The sequence below is a fragment of the Mesorhizobium sp. M0923 genome, assembly GCF_040319365.1.
GTDB lineage: Bacteria > Pseudomonadota > Alphaproteobacteria > Rhizobiales > Rhizobiaceae > Mesorhizobium.
In genome coordinates this window covers 123,252-141,437 of record NZ_JAMYNW010000006.1, presented here as the reverse complement: position 1 = coordinate 141,437, position 18,186 = coordinate 123,252, and the positions used below count along the sequence as shown (strand labels likewise).

At 56.9% G+C, this 18,186-nt stretch carries 18 protein-coding genes and 4 pseudogenes; 5 read left to right on the top strand and 17 right to left on the bottom strand.

All coding sequences use genetic code 11. From position 1 onward, the window contains the following. Nucleotides 1–44: 44 nt before the first annotated feature. Nucleotides 45–353 carry a hypothetical protein gene (locus NKH89_RS12630; protein ID WP_352908986.1) on the bottom strand — a complete coding sequence of 103 codons (309 nt, stop codon included), beginning with the start codon at nucleotides 351–353 and terminating at the stop codon, nucleotides 45–47. Next, nucleotides 308–1,741 carry a CapA family protein gene (locus NKH89_RS12625; protein WP_023803518.1) on the bottom strand — a complete coding sequence of 478 codons (1,434 nt, stop codon included), beginning with the start codon at nucleotides 1,739–1,741 and terminating at the stop codon, nucleotides 308–310. The genes NKH89_RS12630 and NKH89_RS12625 overlap by 46 nt, the downstream gene beginning before the upstream one ends. Here NKH89_RS12625 and NKH89_RS12620 point away from each other — a divergent pair. Further along, nucleotides 1,682–1,987: a hypothetical protein gene (locus NKH89_RS12620; RefSeq protein WP_245277855.1), complete on the top strand. Its 306-nt coding sequence runs from the start codon at nucleotides 1,682–1,684 to the stop codon at nucleotides 1,985–1,987. The two genes, NKH89_RS12625 and NKH89_RS12620, sit on opposite strands and share 60 nt — an antisense overlap. Before the next feature lie 101 nt (nucleotides 1,988–2,088). On the opposite strand, the pseudogene NKH89_RS12615 reads toward NKH89_RS12620, so the two are convergent. From NKH89_RS12615 to NKH89_RS12605, 3 genes and pseudogenes are all read right to left on the bottom strand, one after another. Beyond that, nucleotides 2,089–2,286, bottom strand: a pseudogene (locus NKH89_RS12615) (molybdopterin-binding protein); the annotation flags it as partial. A gap of 60 nt (nucleotides 2,287–2,346) precedes the next feature. Next, nucleotides 2,347–2,577 (bottom strand): hypothetical protein, encoded by a 231-nt coding sequence (locus NKH89_RS12610; RefSeq protein ID WP_023803516.1) that lies wholly within the window; start codon nucleotides 2,575–2,577, stop codon nucleotides 2,347–2,349. A gap of 214 nt (nucleotides 2,578–2,791) precedes the next feature. Then, nucleotides 2,792–2,893 (bottom strand): annotated as a pseudogene (locus NKH89_RS12605) (hypothetical protein); the annotation flags it as partial. A 1,269-nt stretch (nucleotides 2,894–4,162) separates the two neighbouring features. On the opposite strand from NKH89_RS12605, the gene NKH89_RS12600 reads away from it, so the two are divergent. From NKH89_RS12600 to NKH89_RS12590, 3 genes and pseudogenes are all read left to right on the top strand, one after another. Further along, nucleotides 4,163–4,939, top strand: coding sequence for a class I SAM-dependent methyltransferase (locus tag NKH89_RS12600; RefSeq protein WP_023803515.1), 777 nt, complete (start codon nucleotides 4,163–4,165; stop codon nucleotides 4,937–4,939). Between the two features lie 1,186 nt (nucleotides 4,940–6,125). After that, nucleotides 6,126–6,854 carry a phosphonate metabolism transcriptional regulator PhnF gene (gene phnF / locus NKH89_RS12595; protein ID WP_352908984.1) on the top strand — a complete coding sequence of 243 codons (729 nt, stop codon included), beginning with the start codon at nucleotides 6,126–6,128 and terminating at the stop codon, nucleotides 6,852–6,854. A 157-nt stretch (nucleotides 6,855–7,011) separates the two neighbouring features. Beyond that, a pseudogene (locus NKH89_RS12590) lies at nucleotides 7,012–7,296 on the top strand (ABC transporter substrate-binding protein); the annotation flags it as partial. Between the two features lie 253 nt (nucleotides 7,297–7,549). On the opposite strand, the gene phnN reads toward NKH89_RS12590, so the two are convergent. The 12 genes from phnN to phnF (NKH89_RS12530) form a co-directional block, all read right to left on the bottom strand. Next, nucleotides 7,550–8,134: a phosphonate metabolism protein/1,5-bisphosphokinase (PRPP-forming) PhnN gene (phnN, locus tag NKH89_RS12585; RefSeq protein WP_023803511.1), complete on the bottom strand. Its 585-nt coding sequence runs from the start codon at nucleotides 8,132–8,134 to the stop codon at nucleotides 7,550–7,552. Next, entirely contained in the window at nucleotides 8,131–8,850 is a 720-nt protein-coding gene (locus NKH89_RS12580; protein WP_023803510.1) for a DUF1045 domain-containing protein, read from the bottom strand. Before NKH89_RS12580 ends, phnN begins: the two co-directional genes overlap by 4 nt. Then, on the bottom strand, nucleotides 8,850–9,074 hold the full coding sequence (locus NKH89_RS12575) for a hypothetical protein (RefSeq protein WP_023803509.1): 225 nt from the start codon (nucleotides 9,072–9,074) through the stop codon (nucleotides 8,850–8,852). Before NKH89_RS12575 ends, NKH89_RS12580 begins: the two co-directional genes overlap by 1 nt. Before the next feature lie 161 nt (nucleotides 9,075–9,235). Beyond that, complete coding sequence (locus tag NKH89_RS12570; protein WP_352908983.1) at nucleotides 9,236–10,462, bottom strand: alkaline phosphatase family protein; 1,227 nt, start codon at nucleotides 10,460–10,462, stop codon at nucleotides 9,236–9,238. Between the two features lie 143 nt (nucleotides 10,463–10,605). Next, the gene (locus NKH89_RS12565) at nucleotides 10,606–11,751 is read right to left on the bottom strand and encodes an alpha-D-ribose 1-methylphosphonate 5-triphosphate diphosphatase (RefSeq protein WP_352908982.1); all 1,146 of its coding nucleotides are present in this window, start codon (nucleotides 11,749–11,751) and stop codon (nucleotides 10,606–10,608) included. A 170-nt stretch (nucleotides 11,752–11,921) separates the two neighbouring features. Beyond that, nucleotides 11,922–12,656 carry a phosphonate C-P lyase system protein PhnL gene (gene phnL / locus NKH89_RS12560; RefSeq protein WP_023803506.1) on the bottom strand — a complete coding sequence of 245 codons (735 nt, stop codon included), beginning with the start codon at nucleotides 12,654–12,656 and terminating at the stop codon, nucleotides 11,922–11,924. A 19-nt stretch (nucleotides 12,657–12,675) separates the two neighbouring features. Then, a complete protein-coding gene (gene phnK / locus NKH89_RS12555) occupies nucleotides 12,676–13,467 on the bottom strand; it encodes a phosphonate C-P lyase system protein PhnK (RefSeq protein WP_023803505.1) in 792 nt (263 codons plus the stop codon). An 8-nt stretch (nucleotides 13,468–13,475) separates the two neighbouring features. Continuing rightward, on the bottom strand, nucleotides 13,476–14,420 hold the full coding sequence (locus NKH89_RS12550) for an alpha-D-ribose 1-methylphosphonate 5-phosphate C-P-lyase PhnJ (RefSeq protein WP_023803504.1): 945 nt from the start codon (nucleotides 14,418–14,420) through the stop codon (nucleotides 13,476–13,478). Further along, on the bottom strand, nucleotides 14,417–15,523 hold the full coding sequence (locus NKH89_RS12545; protein ID WP_023803503.1) for a carbon-phosphorus lyase complex subunit: 1,107 nt from the start codon (nucleotides 15,521–15,523) through the stop codon (nucleotides 14,417–14,419). Before NKH89_RS12545 ends, NKH89_RS12550 begins: the two co-directional genes overlap by 4 nt. Then, nucleotides 15,524–16,129 carry a phosphonate C-P lyase system protein PhnH gene (phnH, locus tag NKH89_RS12540; RefSeq protein ID WP_031256902.1) on the bottom strand — a complete coding sequence of 202 codons (606 nt, stop codon included), beginning with the start codon at nucleotides 16,127–16,129 and terminating at the stop codon, nucleotides 15,524–15,526. It lies immediately after the preceding gene. Beyond that, on the bottom strand, nucleotides 16,126–16,548 hold the full coding sequence (gene phnG, locus NKH89_RS12535) for a phosphonate C-P lyase system protein PhnG (RefSeq protein ID WP_036270458.1): 423 nt from the start codon (nucleotides 16,546–16,548) through the stop codon (nucleotides 16,126–16,128). Before phnG ends, phnH begins: the two co-directional genes overlap by 4 nt. Before the next feature lie 233 nt (nucleotides 16,549–16,781). Next, on the bottom strand, nucleotides 16,782–17,483 hold the full coding sequence (gene phnF / locus NKH89_RS12530; RefSeq protein ID WP_023803500.1) for a phosphonate metabolism transcriptional regulator PhnF: 702 nt from the start codon (nucleotides 17,481–17,483) through the stop codon (nucleotides 16,782–16,784). A 254-nt stretch (nucleotides 17,484–17,737) separates the two neighbouring features. Between phnF (NKH89_RS12530) and NKH89_RS12525 the strand changes: the two are divergent. Continuing rightward, a pseudogene (locus NKH89_RS12525) lies at nucleotides 17,738–18,160 on the top strand (DDE-type integrase/transposase/recombinase). Nucleotides 18,161–18,186 lie beyond the last annotated feature (26 nt).

The window sequence follows — 18,186 nt, the reverse complement described above, 5'->3', positions numbered from 1 at the left end:
CTGGCGAAGCAGAGCGATAGGCTATGAACGACGCCCTTCAAAGTTCAATCAGGTGCCGGGAGCGAGGTCCTCCACTCCATCAGGTCAAAGTTCGCCATGTGCCCGAAGGAGGCCTGGCTCACCGCAAGTGACATCGACCACGCCTGGCCGATGTTCGGGCGACCGCGGTCGCTGGTCACTGATTCCGCGAGTTCAAAGGACATGCCTTCTATGGCGCAATGCCGGCTCCGGCGGTGGCAGGGTTTGGGATCAATGGCATGATCAAAGATACCTGAAGCCGTCGGGCATTGCCGCACAAAACCACGGTTCATGGAATCGATGACAAATCCACTGCACCGCAAGACGTCGACCATCGAATTTTTGTTCCAAGTGCCGCCGATAGGTCAGTCAATTCGGTCCGTATCGCATCCGTGTCTCCTAGGCTCGGCGTCCCCCGACGAGCACGCGGCTTGTCCCGACCAAGATCAATCGGATAGATCAGTATTTTTGTCAAATCTTCCCCTGAGAAATCGCATACTGGTACAAACGATCGCCATACTCCCGGAATTTTTGTAAACCCCTTTGTTTCCATCGCAGTGCGTTTATCGAGAGCTTCTGCGGGCGACGAACCAACCGGCAGATCAAGAAAATCATAAAACTCCTGCGGAAATTCGTCGATGCTAAAATACTCGAACATGAAATTCCCGAGACTGTAGAATATCGGCTTCTGACGGTAGATTTCTATCCCTCTCAGCTCATGCGATCCATGACATACAACTACATGGGCTCCGGCCTCAATCATGGCGTGTGCAGCATCAACCAAAAACTCCGCTGGTCCGCATGGGTCATTCCACTGCAGCTCATGAGAATGCAGTGACACAACAACATAGTCCGCCTGTCGTCTGGCCTCGCACACCGATGCGATAATTCGATTCAAGTCTTCGGGATTGGGAGTCGTCCTTGGACCTGGCTTCGGTGAGGCCGTAAAATTGAGGGGACCAAACGGCAAGATTTCGGGTGCTGACTTTGTCCCGAAACCCTGGTTAGCAAACCATTCCCGTTCAAAATTCACCTTTGAGATTTCCGCGATTTCTCTAAGAGATTCCATCTGGTTCTGTTCAAGGCCGTATACCGTGTTGTAGCGAAGCGGGTTCACACCTGGCCTCCCGACGATTTCTGCTCCGGCAGGGCCAGCCCGATGTGATTCAAAGAATGTGGATGTGGCCGCAATCAGTGCAACTCGTCCATTGCTTGAATCAAGATATCGCGGCCGGCTCGCCTGCCTCAAGTCAGCCCCGACTCCAGCATGAACAACGCCCATTTCATTGAGCAATTCTGCCGTCTCTTCGAGGCCGCGGTAGGAATAGTCCATAGCGTGGTTGTTTGCCCAGGAAACAAGGTTGAACCCAAAATGCTGTATCATAGCTCGGATGGCCTTGCGGCTAGCCTTCATCCAAGTGCCCCCGCTTTCAGCAGATGCGAAGGCATTACGGCTAGCGGCAACAATCTCCAAATTTGTTAGCCGGGCGTCTGCGACTGCAATCACGGCCTGTAGGTTCGTCGGCGCCTCGGATTGCAAGCGGGCCCGAGTGACTATGGCATCACCCGTAGCTGCAAATTTCATCGATCTAGACATGAATGGTATCCAAACCTTGTCTTTAAACTCTTCGATAATGTATACGTCGCTACGAAACCAGCGACCATTACAGAAGTTTTCCGCTTTCGCCTCGATCAACCGGCCATCGCGTTTCTGCGACGCCATGCATACGCAAGGATCCCGGCAGCAGGATTCACTTACGAAAAGCGCCTTGGACGGACTGAATGCGTTCCGGTCAGGATAACGGGGCTGGACGAGTCCGGACGGCCCCTGCTGGAAATGCTCGGTCGCGAGTCGTCGGCAAGCCTGATGGCAATGTCCCTGGCCGACGCCATTGCAATGCTGCCGCCAGATGTTGTTTCGATCGAGGGTGGCCTGCTGCTGAGCTTGGAATCCCTGTCTTCGAACTGATGGGACCAGTCCGGCCTCAGTCTGCGCAGGCCGGCGATCCTCCGGATCGCTGGCAGCGCTATCTGCCGGAAGGTCACGAGCGCCGCGTTGGGATTGCCCGGAAGCCCCGCGAACAGCATCGGCCCGATCATTCCGATCTTGATGGGCTTTCCCGGCCGCATCGCGACCTTCAGCACGTCCAGCGAACCGCCGTGGCACCCAAGAGCGGACACCACGTGATCTTCTTCGCCCGCCGAGACACCGCCTGTCGTGACTAGGACGTCGCACCTGGGGGCCGCTTCCCCGAACGCTTCGGCCAGCGCGTCCCGCCGATCTGGAATGATCCCGTAGTCGACGATCTCCGCCTATGGCAAGCCCGATCATGGTCGGATCATGACGCGGTTGGAATTGTAGATCTGGCCATGCCCTAGCGGCTCGCCGGGCTCACGTAGCTCGGAACCGGTCGAGATCAGGCCGATGCGGACCTTCCGAAGTGCTTCGACTGCGTCCAGGCCCTGTCCCGCCAGAAGCGCCAGCCGCTGCGGCGACAGCCGGTCGCCAGCGCCCATAAGGAGGTTCCCGGCCCGGACATCCTCGCCGGCGTGGCGCACGTTTTCTCCCCGCCTGGGCAGTCTCGTGACGAGATACGGTCGCCCGCACGCTCGCAATGTTCCTGCATGACGACGGCGTCGAACCCGGAAGGCACGGGAGTGCCCGTGAAGATGCGGATTGCTTCATTGGAATGGAGTATTGTCCGCTATGGACCTCGCCTGCTGCGACCCGGCCGCCGACCGACAGCTCCCACGGACCTGCCCCGGTCAGGTGGGCGGTCCTGACCGCATAACCATCCATGGCGGAGTTGTCGAAGGGCGGAAGGTCGATCGCGGCGTTGAGTTCCCCGGCAAGGACGCGTCCGGTGGCGTCCATCAGCGGAACGCGCTCGGTCTCCGCCACGGTCCTGGCAATCGCGACTGCCTTGGCGGCGGCGATGTCGACGGGAATACCCTTTCTCTCCGTAGCTGCGGCGCAGTTTTCGTTCGTGAGTGGTACCGCGTTTTCCATGTCTGCTCTATTTGGGGGATGCTTTTCAGATAGGCAATGACGTTCTTGACGTCGTCAGGATTCTTCAGGCCGGGGTCGGCTAGGTATTCCGCCAGGTTCGTTCCGTCCCAGACGAGGCCGGCGCCCTCAGCCTTCATCGCCTGCGAATAGGAATACCCCGGCGCGGTCCGGTGGTCCGACCAATGCCGCCCTTCAACGTCGGACCGACCTTGTTCGCATCGGTTTCGACGTTGTGACACCGCTGCCGCCACAGGAGCGGTATGGCAGCCAGGGCTGCGGGAGCCAATCGGCCGGGGCAGACTATGACTGTCATACACCACATATTTGCAAATATATATTACAAATATGTTACTCGTATTACGTTTGGTATAATAATTTGTTGCATAAATGTAATTTAATTATACAGGAAAATAACTTCAATTTTTCTATTGATTTTCTTCGAACGGGCGTTCAGCCTCTGTTTAATGAAGGAGGCAATGATGATGCCTGTAGTGAGTGGGTATGTGGAAACGTTCGGGGCCTCAGGCTATAATTACATACGGCTGCCGCCCGTCCCGGCTGATTACGATGTTCCCACTGGCGCACAAAATCCGGCCGAACTTTTAGGCTTACTTGAGAACTCCATCGGTCGAGCAGTTCATATAACCGGACGGGTGGGTGTTTCACTTGGCGGCGGCATCGATTCCAGCTGCAATCACCGCCCCTTCTGCGCCGGTCTCGTCCCGGCTTACCGTTATCGACATTCACGGTTGGATACGGCCCCGGCGACCCGGAAATTGAACGCGGTCGCAGATTACTTTCACACCGACCATCATGACGTGATCGTTCAGTCAAGCTGTAGCGGCGCAACGGCTTCCCGGGACGAAAGACATCGGTATCCTCGCTCAAAACGTCGAACGAAATTTCCCGAAACGGACCTTCCACTATGCGTGGAACGCCGCTCTTTTTGAAATCTGGAGCCAAATATTCTTGGACGAGGTCAGCGCAAGCGAGCGTCCGATGGCTCATCAAAGAGAAGGTTAGTTTGCTCGCGCGCTGAGTAGCATGATTTGAGGCAGCACGCGGCGATAGGTGCCATTCAGTTCGGCAAATCGAGGTGCCCCCTCTTGCAATACTGAAAATGAGGAAAGCGTCATGAATGATGATGGGCAAATAAAAGACGCTTATAGCGCGTATGGCGAAATATGGAGCGATATTTATGATGAGTATGCGGAGGCGCTCAATAAGTCCGTCGAGATCGATCGAGCGGTGAGTTTTCTTGCTCCATTCACAAAGGACGGCATCGCGTTAGAACTTGGCGTCGGAAATGGTCACATTGCTTTGCCGCTTTCCGAGACAGGAGCTTCTGTTCACGGTCTCGATAATTCGGAAAGGATGCTTGCCTCACTCCGCGCGAAAGGCGGTGGAGATGCAATCACATCACACCTTGGCGACATGGCGCAGTTCGATCTAGGTACGCAATTTGACCTCGTGTACTGCATCAATAACACCTTTTCACATATGGTGACTGTGGAACAACAACTCGGCTGCCTGGCGTCTGTCGCAAACTCTCTGCGGCCGAACGGACGGTTCGTCATACATTTAAACTACCCGTATACTGCTGATTTCTCTGGTGCTGGCATCTATGGTAACCAGCGGACCACGGTCATGCATGTCGATGAGCGGCGCGCCATGGTCCGATTTGCCAGACATGACCGCAATCAGCAGCTTTTTATCTCTCAAGACCTTTGGATTACACCGGCCGGAAGCCGGACGATGCCAGTCAAGATGCGATATTTTTATCCAACTGAGCTCGATCTACTCGCAAGAATTAGCGGACTCGAACTCCTCGAACGCCACGGAGATTGGCAGAAGCGTCCGTTTGACAATGCATCTTGGCGCTACATGTCCGTGTTCCGGAAAGGTGAGTAGATCGGCGCAATGATCCTCGGCTGGTGACCGGGCCGGCGCAGTGTGCGACTGACGAAATGAGCGCTCAGGCGGGCTTCGATCACCTGTTCCACACGCTCCAAATGGGCGGGCAACCGGCCACGGTTGTGCTGGCGAGGACGCGCGCAGGTACCCGACTTGCCCTTGATGATCGCCTCGGCCTTCCTCTTGGGGGCGTCCAGCACGCCTGAGCGATCTCAACGTCTCCAGCGAGCGGCAGATTGTATTGCTCGCGGCTCAGCTTCTCGCTTCTCGGACTTCACGCCGAACTTCTCGCGTCGCAGCCCGCTGACGATCATCTCCAGCCGGTGGCGCGCCTCCTCCGGCTGCGTCAGCGCTTCTCATCCTGATCCTGATCGCTATACGTCGGCATCAATCTCTTCAGCGGCTGGCGCTTGAAACCCCGAACAAGCCGGCAATCAGCCGCTTCTGCCTTGCCTTGCTCATTTCGATGACGGCGCCGATCGTATTATGCTGTTCGAGAGCGGTAGGGGCCGCGGCATGGCGCGCCTCACTCGGCTGAGAGTTGGTTGTAACTCGGTGGACCAGGCCAAGCGTTCAAGGTTACAATGCTGGAGATAAGGGTCGCCATCGACCACGGCCCTCCAGCAAGGTCAAAGCATAGCGCTCTACCCCATGCATACTGTCGGGTTTGTCGGGTCCACGACACAGGCTGTTTAGCCAATCTAATGCTTGCCTCGGGCTTAAGTGGCTGAAAAGAAGTCACAAAGGCTTATGTTCGGCTCGACCAGCCAATTTGGCACGATTGTTGAAGTTCTGCGCTTTAAGGCGGCGGGAGCCGTGACCTGCATTCATGTCGCGGTAAACCGCTCATGGCGAAGTATGGAGCAACGTCTGTCATGAATGTGCGGAAGCGCTTAATGAGTTCGTCGAGGGCGCGCCGGCAGTCGGGTTTCTGGCGCCATTTGCATAATAATGGTCAAACCACAATTTAGTAAGAATGCTCGTTCAGGTGTCCCCGGAGCACGACAAAAACTGCGCAGAACGGTCCATCGGACCATCAGTTATGCCGTGCTCTTGCTTTACCCCAATAAGGACCGCTCGCGCAAAGCAGTGGACGTTTACTGCCGGTCAGGTCATCGCGGTTGTTCCTGCGCCTTTCTGTAAAGAGAAGGTTACAGATGCGAGTCGAAGAAAGTGCTCAGCAATGAAGCGTTGGGAAGTGGTTCGCTCGGCGATCCTCAGTGATATCGATGCGGGTGCGTTCGAGGACGGGCGCTTGCCTGGCGATCTTGTTTTGGCAGAACGATTTGGCGTCAATCGTCACACGGTGCGCAATGCCATCAAGGTGCTGGAATCCGAGGGTGCTTTGCGCGTTCAACATGGTGTGGGAACATTTGTTGCCGATGATTTGGTTGCAGACAGATTCAACAGTGATCGCAGGTTCACTTATAAACTACTTGGTCAGAACAAATCCCTGAAGTCGGAAATACTTTCGATCAGCGAAGCTTCTGTCGAAGCAGATATCGCAAAGCATTTGAACATCGCTCCAATGGCACTGGTCACTGAGCTCAGATCGGTCTCGTTCATGAACGACTCGCCCTTAACGACCGGAACGAGCTACTTCCCAATCGACCGAATTCCGGGTCTTGCCGCTGCGTTCGAGGCGGAAGACTCCGTCGCTGCAGCCTTAAAGCGCTGCGGGATTGCCAAATACAACAGAAGATGGACCCGGATAACCGCCCGGAGGCCCACCCCACAAGAAGCACAGCGGCTGCGAATATCTTCATCCAGCCCGGTACTCGTTGAAACCAGTGTCGATGTAATCCCGGATGGGTTACCGATTAAATGTTCTTCCAGCGCCATACGAAGCGACCGATATGAGTATCTTATTGAAGGCAACAAGGATGATCCCGATCGGAGTGATCTAACATAGGCCGCCAGCCGTGCTTCGGCCGAAACGAGCTGGGTATAAGCCTACCGACGGCGGGCAATCTCACTTGCCGATCATTATCTCTTATCGCTGCGGTCACCTTTGAAGAGGTAAGATCGGGATCGCTGCGCATCCCGCTCGTCGGTTTGCATCAAAAGCAATGGCCGACTTGGACTTGACGATATGGCAGTACCAGAACAACATCGCGAAAGTCGAGGCGATCGATCCTCTCGCCGTGCGCATTACCACAAGGGTTCCTGACCCGGCGACCGAGAAAAAGCTAGTTGCGTGGAGCGCCCAGATCGTCAGTCGTGCTGCCTTCAACGAGGCAGGCAGCTGGGACAATTGGTTCGCCGCGCCCATCGGGGCTGGTGCGTACAGGATTGCGTCCAACAAGAAGGACGTTGGTCTCGCTCTCGAATCCCACGACGAATACTGGGGAGGCCTGCCCCCCGTTCGCGCGCATCGAGTTTCGCGTGACCGCCAGCACAGCCTCGGCCTCAGGAGGCGAGATCATCTTGGAATCCGGGCGCGCAATCATATAGGACCAAAGGGGCGGCTTCGTCGGAAACGGCAGTATAGAGGACGTGATTTAACGCACCTGATGATACGATCTGCGATCCCGTCGAGGCTAGCAGGGTTCGTAACACTCCGGGTAAGGCGCGGGCTGGCATATGCCCAGATGCTCTCCGAGGAGATTAGCATTTTGCGCCGCAAGCTTTTGCACTATTTTGGATCGAAAGAAGAATGCGGGTCAGCGCTTCGCCACCGTCTTCGAGCGATCCGGAATTGTCGATATGCAGCACATCGCCACCTTGGACGCTTTGCTGCTCGTTTCGGATCAGACGCTGTTTGATGCTCATCAGATTTTCGCGTCCCCGTTCGACCAAGCGCTTCGCCAATACGTCCATAGGCGCGGTGACGTTGACCACGAGCAGTTGCGGGTAGCGCTCTCGCGCTTCGGACAGAATGGCCCGGGAGCCGTTGACGACGACGACATCGCCACGCTTCAGCCACTCGTCGATATCCGAGGGTATCCCATAGGATAGGCCGTTTGCCTGCCAATGCAGCGCAAAGGCGCCTTCGAGAACGCGCCGCTGGAATTCGTCATTGTCGACAGGTTCATGGTTCTCTCCGACCGCGATCTGCCGGCTGATGACACGGCGCACGAAATGAACGCGCAGATCCGATCGAAGCCGGCTTCGCGCGTAATCGATCAGCGTGTCCTTGCCAACGCCGCTTGGTCCGACGACAAGGATCAGCCTCCCCTGCCGCGACATCATCGAGCCCAGACCGCCGCTTTGAGCACCGCTCCGCCGTCGACTGTGAACTGCGAGCGGACAACGAAATCGCCCCCGTTGCGCTCCTGCACGAACAGTGACAGTCTATCGATGCGATAATCCTCGGAGAGATAATCCTCAAAGATCGCTTCCAGACGCTTTCTCGTTCGTGCTCGATCCTCTTCGGGAATGCGGTCGGTCAGCGTGATATGAAACTGGAAACGATCGAGCACATAGGGGTAACCCCATTGCACAAGATGGGCGGTCTCGATCTCATCGAGCGGACTTAGCAGCCGCCGTTGGAGTTCCGGCGTGTTCATCGGTGCCCGGAAGCAATCGAATTCATCAACGATCTGCGCAGCAAAACCGCGCAAGGCCGGGGTGGGACTGACGGGAACGAGCGCAAAGAAGCCACCGAGGAGATCGATTTTCAAAGCCCCAATCGGACAAGGGTACCGTGATGCGGCAAACCTACTGAGCGCCTCTTCCAGGTCCTCGACCGAAGTGCCTTCTCTCAGCCGGAACGGTGCCTTGAGCGTGGCATGAAAACCATATCGGCGCGGCTCCGAGGTCAGAAGGGCGTCCGCCTCCGGTCGGGCATCGTCGGCAGCATCAGCCCGGAAGGCATCGCGACCAAGCCATGAACTCGCCGCTACGGTGAGCGGATGTTCCCGAGCCGGTGTGTAATAGATGGCGTAGCGACTGCATGGCTCGGGCATCAGTCGCACGTCCCCGCCACGGCAGCAGCCGGCACAGCCATTGCGGTCGATTGATTGCCGATCTCAAACAGCCTATCGGCAACGGCTTCTTCAACTTCCTCGTCATGGAAGATGGCGACGATGGCGCCGCCGCGAGTGGCCTCTTTGATAAGATCAACGGCGGTCGCGTGGTTCTCAGCAGCGCCCGTCGGTCCACCCTGTTGTTTTCCTACATCATTGCGCATTGTGTTCGTCGTTTCAAATAGTAGGCTCGAGGTCTTCCCTATAATGATCAGTTCGGGCCGAGCAGGTCAGCCCGAACAAAACGTCGGGCACCGTCCATCGCCCATTGCGCCGCCTGCTACGCAGTCGAAAGCGATGCACCTGGTGCAGATACTCCAGGAATCTATTGGGCTTCGAAGAGGGAGGCGGCCGAAAAATCCTTCGGGAGTTTCAGCAATTCGCCGATAGTTGATGCGAATTGCGTCTCATCGGCGATCTCGCATGAGCCCTGCGGGACATGCTTCCCGGAAAATATGCAAATCCGATCGTCGAATGGCGCTCCCGCCCAAAAACCGTGCGTGGAGAGATGCTTCGACTTGCCGAGGAACTGGTCAGATGGCGTGCTCGATGGCGCCGCCTCAAAATCGTGACCAGGAGGAGCAGTAAACGTGCAAATGTTTGTCCGATCATCTTCAGAGACATGGATCGAATCGCAGGGCTCGACGCCAAATTCCGACAACCGCGCTGTAACCGACTGCACATCGGCCTTGCTTGACACCCGAACATGGAGGACCGCGCCTTCGGTCGCCCATGCCGCGTCTGGGATAACGCGATCGGGATAGATTGCCGTGTGCACGGGACCATGGCCGTGATCACTCGTGATTGCGATGGCATATTCAGACAATCGGCCTGCACGCGCTAGCTGCGAAGTGATTTGACCGACGAGCAGATCTGCGAAAGCTACCGAGAAATGCGCCTCCCGGCTCTCATAGCCGAATTCATGTTGATACGTGTCCGTCAGATTCACCTCGGTCAGAATCAGATCGGGCGCGTCGCTGGAGCAGGCAAGTGCGGTCGCGGCAGCAATCATCGACTGATCGCCCCACAGGAAATTTGTTATCCTATAAACGCCGTCTGGCTTACTCGCGGCAGTCGCCTCCAATCCGAGTGGAACGCCTGCCAGGCGAGACTGCGGATCCTTCACGTTGAGTAGACGCGCACCCTGGTCACCTTGCTTCATGAAGCCGCAGCTTCGGAGCCAGCAAGGGGGTACATAGACCGATGTATGCTCTGGGTCTACGAGAGCATGGCCGATACAGGCGACGTCGAGGCCTGCCTCGTGCGCGCGCAGCGCGATCGTCCGAGTCTTAACGTCCTCGGCTTGCGGCGGTACGAACTCGCCGTTTACAAGAATTCGGTTGCCATAGATGCCGTGGCGCACTGTGCTGTCGCCTGTCAGGATCGAAGCACGCCCGGGCATCGACGTGGCCGGAAACGGCGAGCGCATCCTCTTTACAAGGAATCCGTTCTCAGCGAGCGCGGACAAGTTCGGATATCTGTTGCGATGATTGGCGAAATAGTCGGCGCTCACACCGTCGATCATCACCATAAAGACTTTTGCGCGTTGCATATTTTCTCACCTAGCTGGGGTTTAACTCTTCAGGTTCCGTTCAGGGTAGTTCCCGCTGTTTCATTTCAATCGGAAGCCACAATCTCGCTAGCGCTGCAGGAACCTTCCAAGCCTGACGCCGCCAAACTTCCGGTCGTATTGTGCTAGAAGACTTTTCGTCCCTCAGACCAAACCTCGCGCACGACAGGCGTGCCTTCACTAACAGTCACACGGACCAGATCGCCTCGGCGGCCGACTTCCACTGCGCCGCGATCGTTCATACCAAGCGCTGCGGCCGGATTTGCAGAGATGATTCGCACCGCAGTCGGCAGGTTGAGCCCGATGTGTTCCGCGGTCAGTAGGAATGCGGCTTGGAGGAGGCTGCTTGGGATATAGTCCGATGCCAGAATATCCAGCAGTCCTTCCCGGGCGAGTTCCCCTGCTGCGATGTTCCCGGAATGGGATCCGCCTCTCACGACGTTTGGGCCACCCATCAATATCGACAGGCCCGCCTTTCTCGCCGCCTTGGCCGCAGTCATGGTCGTCGGGAATTCGGAAATGGAAATTCCGAGGTCTATCGCCTCTTCTATGTGCGCATCGGTTTCGTCATCGTGACTGGCACATGCGATCGATCGCGCCGATGCACTCTCTGCGATATGAGTTCGATGCTTCGGCCCGAGTTCTTCAGATGCCGCTCGCCATTCATCAATTTGTTGCTCAAGGTTCTCAGATGACAGACCATAGTCCGCGTATTGGTCTTCACGGAACTTCTTCAAATCGGCCGCCTGCCTGTGGCCCGGAGCATGGTCCATGATCGATATCAGCTTTACCAGCGGGTCATCGACAAATTGGGAGAAGAGCGGAAGAACACCCTTGTCTGTTATTTCACAGCGCAAATGCAGGAAGTGGTCCGCTCTGAGGAGCTGTCGCTCCTTCGCGTTTTTGATGCCCGCAATATTCGGCTCGAGATACTTGTTCCGTTCGGGTTTTCGGATGGTTGAGCCGACACATAACGCATCGAAAACAGTCGTCACACCGCCCGCGACGACCAAAGCATCGTGAGCCATGAGGGCAAGCTTTACATCCCACCGGACGCCGGGGCGAGGTGAAACATGTTTCTCCAAATTGTCGGTGTGGAGATCAACAATGCCTGGCAACAAATAGTCACCCTGTAGATCAATTGTGCTGGGTGCGGAAACCGAACCGGCCGAGATGTCGGATATCATTCCTTCCTTCAGGCACACCCCGCCAGATACGATCTCGTTGGGCAGAACGACATTTGCGTTCGTGAATGAAACTTCATGAGTCATGGTATCTCACCAAGCGTTAAATTGAATTCGTTGTGAACGAAGGCCAAGTACAGCTACAGCCGTCGCGTTACCTAGCTAGGTGTGTGATCGCGTTTCGTGCTGATGCGCTCATTGGATGTCTTCCCGCCATCAGCGTGGTGAAGCGCATGGTTACCGGTGCGCTATCCCGATCATCCACATGTCTCCGCTACCGCAGCAGGTGCCCCAGCTTTGGCTCCTGAAGGACTTCCGACCTCGAAGAGCCTATCCGCAACGGCTTCGCGTACCTCTGCGTCATGAAAGATGCCGACAATCGCTGCACCGCGAAATTTGGCCTCGTTGATCAGGTCGACGACCGTGGCTCGGTTGGCGGCGTCGAGCGAGGCGGTCGGTTCGTCGAGAAGCAAGATCGGATAGGTGACGACGAAGCTGCGGGCGATATTGACGCGCTGCTGCTCGCCACCGGAAAAGGTGGCCGGCGCCAGCGACCAAAGACGCTCGGGAATGCGAAGCCGGGTCAGCAGGGTTATGGCGAGGGCCTTCGCTTCTCCGGCCGGCATGCCATTGGCGATGGCCGGCTCGGCGACGACGTCAAGGGTGGCGACGCGCGGAATGACGCGCAGGAACTGACTGACATAGCCTATCGTCCCGCGGCGGATTTCGACCACTTCCCAGGGCTCGGCGGCCAGCAGGTCGACGGTCTCGCCCATGTGCTCGACGAAAATCCTGCCTGCACTCGGTTTGTAGTTGGCATAAAGCGAGCGCAGCAATGTTGACTTTCCCGATCCAGACGGTCCGTGCAGACAAACGCATTCGCCGGCTTTCACGGTGAGCTCGATATTGTCGAAGACAGGAAGGATGGTTCCGCCCTGAGTGTGCAAATGGAAGATTTTGGCGAGGCCTTTGACGTGAATGCGCGTAGTCATCTGAACTGTCCTTACTGCCTCAGACCTGTAAAACGGAGGAAACGAGCAATTGCGTATAGGGGTGATGCGGATCGTCAAGCACCTGGTCGGTCAGGCCTCTCTCGATGACGCGCCCGCGCTGCATGACCATCAGCCGGTCGGCGAGCAGGCGCACGACGGCTAGGTCATGGGTGACGACGATGGCGGCGATACCGAGCTCGCGCACAAGCCCACGCAAGAGATCAAGCAAACGCGCCTGCACGGAGACGTCGAGACCACCGGTCGGCTCATCCATAAAGACGAGCCGGGGACGGGTGACGAGATTCCGCGCGATCTGCAGGCGCTGCTGCATGCCGCCGGAGAAGACCTTCGGTTTATCATCGGTGCGGGAAAGGTCGATCTCCACCTTCTGGAGCCAATCTTGCGCCTCAGCACGGATGTTGCCGTAATGGCGGGCACCGAGCGCCATCTGTCGCTCACCGATATTACCACCGGCGGTAACCTCCATTCTAAGGCCATCCCGCGGGTTCTGCTGGACGAGGCCCCAGTCCGTCCGCATCAGCCTGCGTCGTTCCGGCTCCGACAGGCTGAGAATATCGGTTGGCCCTTTGTCGCGCAGGTCGTAAACCACGGAGCCTGTGTCCGGTGTCAAACGTCCCGAGAGGCAGTTGAGCAAAGTCGACTTGCCTGATCCGGATTCGCCGACGATGGCGAGGATCTCGCCTGGAAAGACATCGAAGGAAATGTTCTGACAGCCGATCGTCTTTCCATAGCCCTTCGTAAGATCGTGTACAGAGAGCAGTGGTTGACGGCGAGCGGACTGGACCTGCATTGCAGCTCTCATAGTTGTTCTGATCCTCTTTTCGAGGTCGAGAGCGACCCAATGGCGGCCGGTCTCTCACCATCCGGCCCAACGTGGCCCTGGTCTCGTCTAGTCGCGCAATAGTCGGTGTCCGAGCAAATGAACATTCGCTGCCCCCTGTCATTCACCACGATCTCGTCGAGATAACTGTCGGTTGCTTCACAAAGCGAGCAACATTGAGTCCATTTCTGCACCCGAAAAGGATGGTCTTCGAAATCGAGATTATGCACCTGCGTGTAGGGTGGGACGGCATAGATTCGCTTTTCGCGGCCTGCCCCGTAAAGCTGGATAGCCGGACTGTTTGCTATCTTCGGATTGTCGAATTTGGGAATGGGCGAGGGCGACATCAAATATCGGCCATTGGTCATAACCGGATAGCTGTTCGTCATGGCAATGTGGCCAAAGCGCGCGATATCTTCGTAAAGCTGAACGCTCATCAGGCCGTATTCCGCATACGCATGCATCTTCCGGGTCTCGGATTCCCTGGGCTCGAGACGACGCAGTGGATCGGGCGACGGCACCTGATAGACTATAATCTGCCCCTCTTTGAGAGGCTTCTCGGGCACGCGATGACGCGTCTGAATGATTGTGGCGGCTTCGGTTTTCTCGGTAGTTGCGATTCCGGCCACGCGTTTGAACAAGCGGCGGATGGACACCGCGTTCGTGGCATCATCCGCGCCCTGGTCGATCACCTTGAGCGTGTCGCTGGGCCCGATGACGCTGGCTGTCACCTGTATACCGCCGGTGCCCCATCCATAGGCCAGTGGCATCTCGCGGCTTCCAAACGGAACCTGAAGGCCGGGCACGGCCATCGCCTTCAAGATGCAGCGACGGATCATCCGCTTGGACTGCTCGTCGAGATAGGCAAAGTTGTAGGCTTGGCGGCGGCCCCGCTTGGACGAACCTTCCTGCGCGCCGGTCATTCCGCGGCCTCCTTGGTTGAACGGCTATCGACCTGCTCGCGGCGCAACTGTCGTATGAACTGCAGGTCACCCTGGAAATCGACATAGTGCGGCAAGGTCAGATGCGAGACGAACCCGGCCGCCTCGAGATTGTCGGTATGAGAAAGCACGAACTCTTCGTCTTGAACAGGATATTTTGGTTCCTCACGGTATTCGTGGCAACGCAATGAGCGATCAACGATCGCCATCCCCATCGCCTTGCGCTCACTCCTTCCAAAGGCGAGACCATATCCCCGCGTGAAGCGCGCAGGCTCGTCGGCGGACCCAGCGAACAAGTCCAACATCTGGCATTCCGTGACAGTGATGTCTCCGACAGAGACCGAAAAGCCCAGTTCCTCAGGAACAATCTCGAGCGCGACGTCTCCGACCCGAGTTTCCCCGACGTAGGGGTGGCCAGCACTGTAGCCGCGCAGGGCGGAATAGGCCAATCCTACGACGAAACCCTCATCGCCACGCGAAAGATTCTGCAGACGCTGATCACGACCGGCCGGCAGGGTCAAAGGCTCTCGCGTCAGATCGAAGACCGATGTCTGGTCAGGCGCAGGCAATTCGGCTTCAATCAGGCCTTCGTCGGAGATGCTGTCGAAAGCACGCGGAAGATTGGGATCAAGGGGGGCGTCCGCAATCTTGGCTTTTGACTCCTCGACGTCAGCAGCATCGAGGAGATCGAAATCAAGCAGTCGATGCGTGTATTCATAGGTTGAACCGAGGACCTGCCCTCCGGGAATGTCCTTGAAGGTCGCAGAAATCCGTCGCTCGATGGCCATCTGGTCTGTATCGATCGCGTTCGACACTGCCAAACGCGCCAGCGTCGTTCGAAAAGCCCGAAGAAGGAAGATCGCCTCGACGGCGTCGCCCTGGGCCTGCTTCAATGCGAGGGCAGCAAGCTCTCTGTCGTAGATAGAGCCCTCGCACATCACCCGGTCGACAGCGAGACCGAGTTGCTCCGAGATCTGCGAAACGGTAAGTTCGGGAACTTCGGGATCGCCCCGCCTATCCTCTGCAATCAACCGATGCGAGTTGAGGATTGCCTGCTCGCCTCCCTTTACAGCCACATAAGCCATTCAGATCTCCACCGATATGCTGCGAGGAAGCGCAATGACTGCATTTCCGGAGGTAAAGAGGACATCGACTCCGATCGGGTAATCGGCCTGATTAAGCTGCCAGTCTTCCCAAAACCACGACGGAAGGCCCTCAATGGCCGCCGAAATCTCATGCTGGATCCCCGGCCCGCGCCATCGTGCAAGTAGCCCTCCTGTAAAGGAGGGCACCTGGACGACAATGGTCGTCGAGGCCTGGGGCTCCAACTCAGTGCCGAGGCAGAACTTTGGCAGGCGTGGCATCGCCATCGGATCCGCCACAATGGCAAATGCCGATCGTTCGGGGCCGTCCACGACAGGCACCCTACAGTGAAACCCAAGATAATTGCGGACGGACGTCAAGTTCGATCGGAGATCGAGCCAGATTGGCGTTTCGAAGTCTGCAAGGGTGAGACAGACCGAGACGGTCGCCGGATCGAGAGGGCCAACTGCCGTGGCTGCGGGGACCAGCGTTTGCGGACGGCCGACATAGGCATAGGCATCCAAGATGCGGCGGAATGTATCCTGGCTACCAAAAACAGGACTCGCGAAGCCAGGTTCGATCGTTGAAGTATCCATAACCCTGCTCATTCGGGGCTCGAATCTCGCGCCATTGCGAAAAATTCGACCTTTGTCGAAGCCGCTCTGCGGCTCCGAAGCTCACGGCGGTCCAATTGCGTTGCCTCAAATTGTGCAACAAACCGGCGGCTCGCGGTCGCGATATCGTCCGCCCTTTGCAAAAGCGCGTCGAAGACGGCCGCCAGTTCTGCATGGCGCTCGTCGCATCCGAGGACGAAAGCGAAGCCCGTCGTACCATCAGTCAACCTGAGAGCACACTGAGTCATCGTAACCTCGCCGAGGTTGAAGAGGTCGCCGGTACCACCGGCGCGCCCCCGCACCAGCACAAGGCCGGTCTCGGGTCGGCGGAGCCACTCAAATTGCGGGGAAGTGCCAAGCTTATTCCGTGCTCGCTCGAGTTCGTCGCATTTGGCCCGGGCAAGGACAGCCATCCATCGCTGCCTGTATTCAACGTCATTCCGCACTTGTGTTCGCCGTTTTGATTGTAGGTCCAGTTCAGAACCGGACCGTTGATAACTAGATGTCTAGGTATCTTCTAAGCGCTGATTGCAACACTTTGATGACAGGAGAAGGGCTCGGCCGATAAATTTGATCTGATCAATCAGGGCAGGGGAGCCAGTGGTGGGAACTGCCGAGCTTCTGACGTCTCGTCGCCGAAGTGCCTTCAGTCGTTACTTTCAATCAGATATTCGTATCGGTCGCTTCGTATAACGCTGAAGGCATATTTGATTGGCAACCCATCCGGCGTCACATCGACATTCGTCTCGAAGAGTACCGGGCTGGAGGAAGATATTCGCAATAGCTGCGCTTCCTGCTGGGTGGGTCTCCGGGCGGTTATCCGCGTCCATTTTCGTTTATATTCAGGGATGCCGCAGCGCTTCAAGGCCGTGGTCGGGGAGTTCAGCCCTTCGAAGGCCGTGGCGAGACCAGGAACTCGCTCCACGGGATAATAGGCCGTCCCGGTCGCCAAAGGCCAATCGTTGATGAACGAAATCGACCGGACCTCCGTGACCAACGCTGGCGGCGCAATCTTCAGATGTTCTATTATTTCAGGTTCGACGGAAGCGTCGGTGATCGAAATTATCTGGCGCTTCACCGACTTGTTTTGGCCAAGGAGTCTAAAAGTGAATCTGGGATCGCTGTCCAGCTTGTGCGAAACGAAATCATCGGCCACGAATGTTCCAACACCATGTTGAACCCGCAGAGCGCCCTCAGATTCCAGTGCCTTGATCGCGTTGCGCACGGTGTGGCGATTGACCCCAAATCGCTCTGCCAAGACAAAATCGCCGGGCAGGCGACCATTCTCGAAGGCTCTCGCCTGGATGTCATTGAGTATACCGGAGCGAACCACTTCCCAACGTTTCATCGAGCACCACTTTCAACTTCGATTCGTTTGAATAGCATTTTACCGGAACCGGCGAAAAAAATCCTTATTGGAACGGCAGTCGATGCAAATTGTGTGAACCGGAATGGTAAGCTAAGGAGAAGTACAAGAGAATCTGTTGCAACCTTTTCCTTACCAGCGCTGTGGCAAGGAGCCTTCGATCATTTCGGAGGGTTGCAATGTTCAAAGGCCGTCAGTTCGACCAATCCATGATCCTGCTTTGCGTGCGCTGGTAGCTGGCCTACAATCTCAGCCTGCGTGATCTTGAGGAGATGATGGCTGAGCGGGGGATCGCCGTCGACCACACGACCATTCACCGCTGGACCGTTCGTTTCGCACCGCTACTGCCGGATCATTTCTACTGCTGGAGCATTTCAACCGGCGCAAGCGTAGCGTGACCGGGAAGTGGCATGTCGACGAGACTTACATCAAGGTCCGCGGGGATCCGCAAGAGTAAATACCTGAATAACCGGATCGAACGGGACCATCGGCGCATCAAGCGCCGCATCCGGTCAATGCTCGGCTTCAGACCACCAGCATCAGCCCCGATCATCCTAAACGGCATCGAAATGGTTCACATGATGCGTAAGCAACGGGCGAGGTTCGCCTTCAATCCGAATCCATCCTTGGCCGAGCAGTTCCAAATCCTTGCCGCGTGATTGGGCTCGTGCCAGACCTCTCTGCA

Bases quoted from the DNA above. Each gene is read 5' to 3' on its own strand.
- NKH89_RS12630 (WP_352908986.1), bottom strand. From the start codon at position 353: ATGGTCGACGTCTTGCGGTGCAGTGGATTTGTCATCGATTCCATGAAC.
- NKH89_RS12625 (WP_023803518.1), bottom strand. From the start codon at position 1,741: ATGGCGTCGCAGAAACGCGATGGCCGGTTGATCGAGGCGAAAGCGGAA.
- NKH89_RS12600 (WP_023803515.1), top strand. From the start codon at position 4,163: ATGAATGATGATGGGCAAATAAAAGACGCTTATAGCGCGTATGGCGAA.
- phnF (WP_352908984.1), top strand. From the start codon at position 6,126: ATGAAGCGTTGGGAAGTGGTTCGCTCGGCGATCCTCAGTGATATCGAT.
- phnN (WP_023803511.1), bottom strand. From the start codon at position 8,134: ATGATGTCGCGGCAGGGGAGGCTGATCCTTGTCGTCGGACCAAGCGGC.
- NKH89_RS12580 (WP_023803510.1), bottom strand. From the start codon at position 8,850: ATGCCCGAGCCATGCAGTCGCTACGCCATCTATTACACACCGGCTCGG.
- NKH89_RS12575 (WP_023803509.1), bottom strand. From the start codon at position 9,074: ATGCGCAATGATGTAGGAAAACAACAGGGTGGACCGACGGGCGCTGCT.
- NKH89_RS12570 (WP_352908983.1), bottom strand. From the start codon at position 10,462: ATGCAACGCGCAAAAGTCTTTATGGTGATGATCGACGGTGTGAGCGCC.
- NKH89_RS12565 (WP_352908982.1), bottom strand. From the start codon at position 11,751: ATGACTCATGAAGTTTCATTCACGAACGCAAATGTCGTTCTGCCCAAC.
- phnL (WP_023803506.1), bottom strand. From the start codon at position 12,656: ATGACTACGCGCATTCACGTCAAAGGCCTCGCCAAAATCTTCCATTTG.
- phnK (WP_023803505.1), bottom strand. From the start codon at position 13,467: ATGCAGGTCCAGTCCGCTCGCCGTCAACCACTGCTCTCTGTACACGAT.
- NKH89_RS12550 (WP_023803504.1), bottom strand. From the start codon at position 14,420: ATGACCGGCGCGCAGGAAGGTTCGTCCAAGCGGGGCCGCCGCCAAGCC.
- NKH89_RS12545 (WP_023803503.1), bottom strand. From the start codon at position 15,523: ATGGCTTATGTGGCTGTAAAGGGAGGCGAGCAGGCAATCCTCAACTCG.
- phnH (WP_031256902.1), bottom strand. From the start codon at position 16,129: ATGAGCAGGGTTATGGATACTTCAACGATCGAACCTGGCTTCGCGAGT.
- phnG (WP_036270458.1), bottom strand. From the start codon at position 16,548: ATGGCTGTCCTTGCCCGGGCCAAATGCGACGAACTCGAGCGAGCACGG.
- phnF (WP_023803500.1), bottom strand. From the start codon at position 17,483: ATGAAACGTTGGGAAGTGGTTCGCTCCGGTATACTCAATGACATCCAG.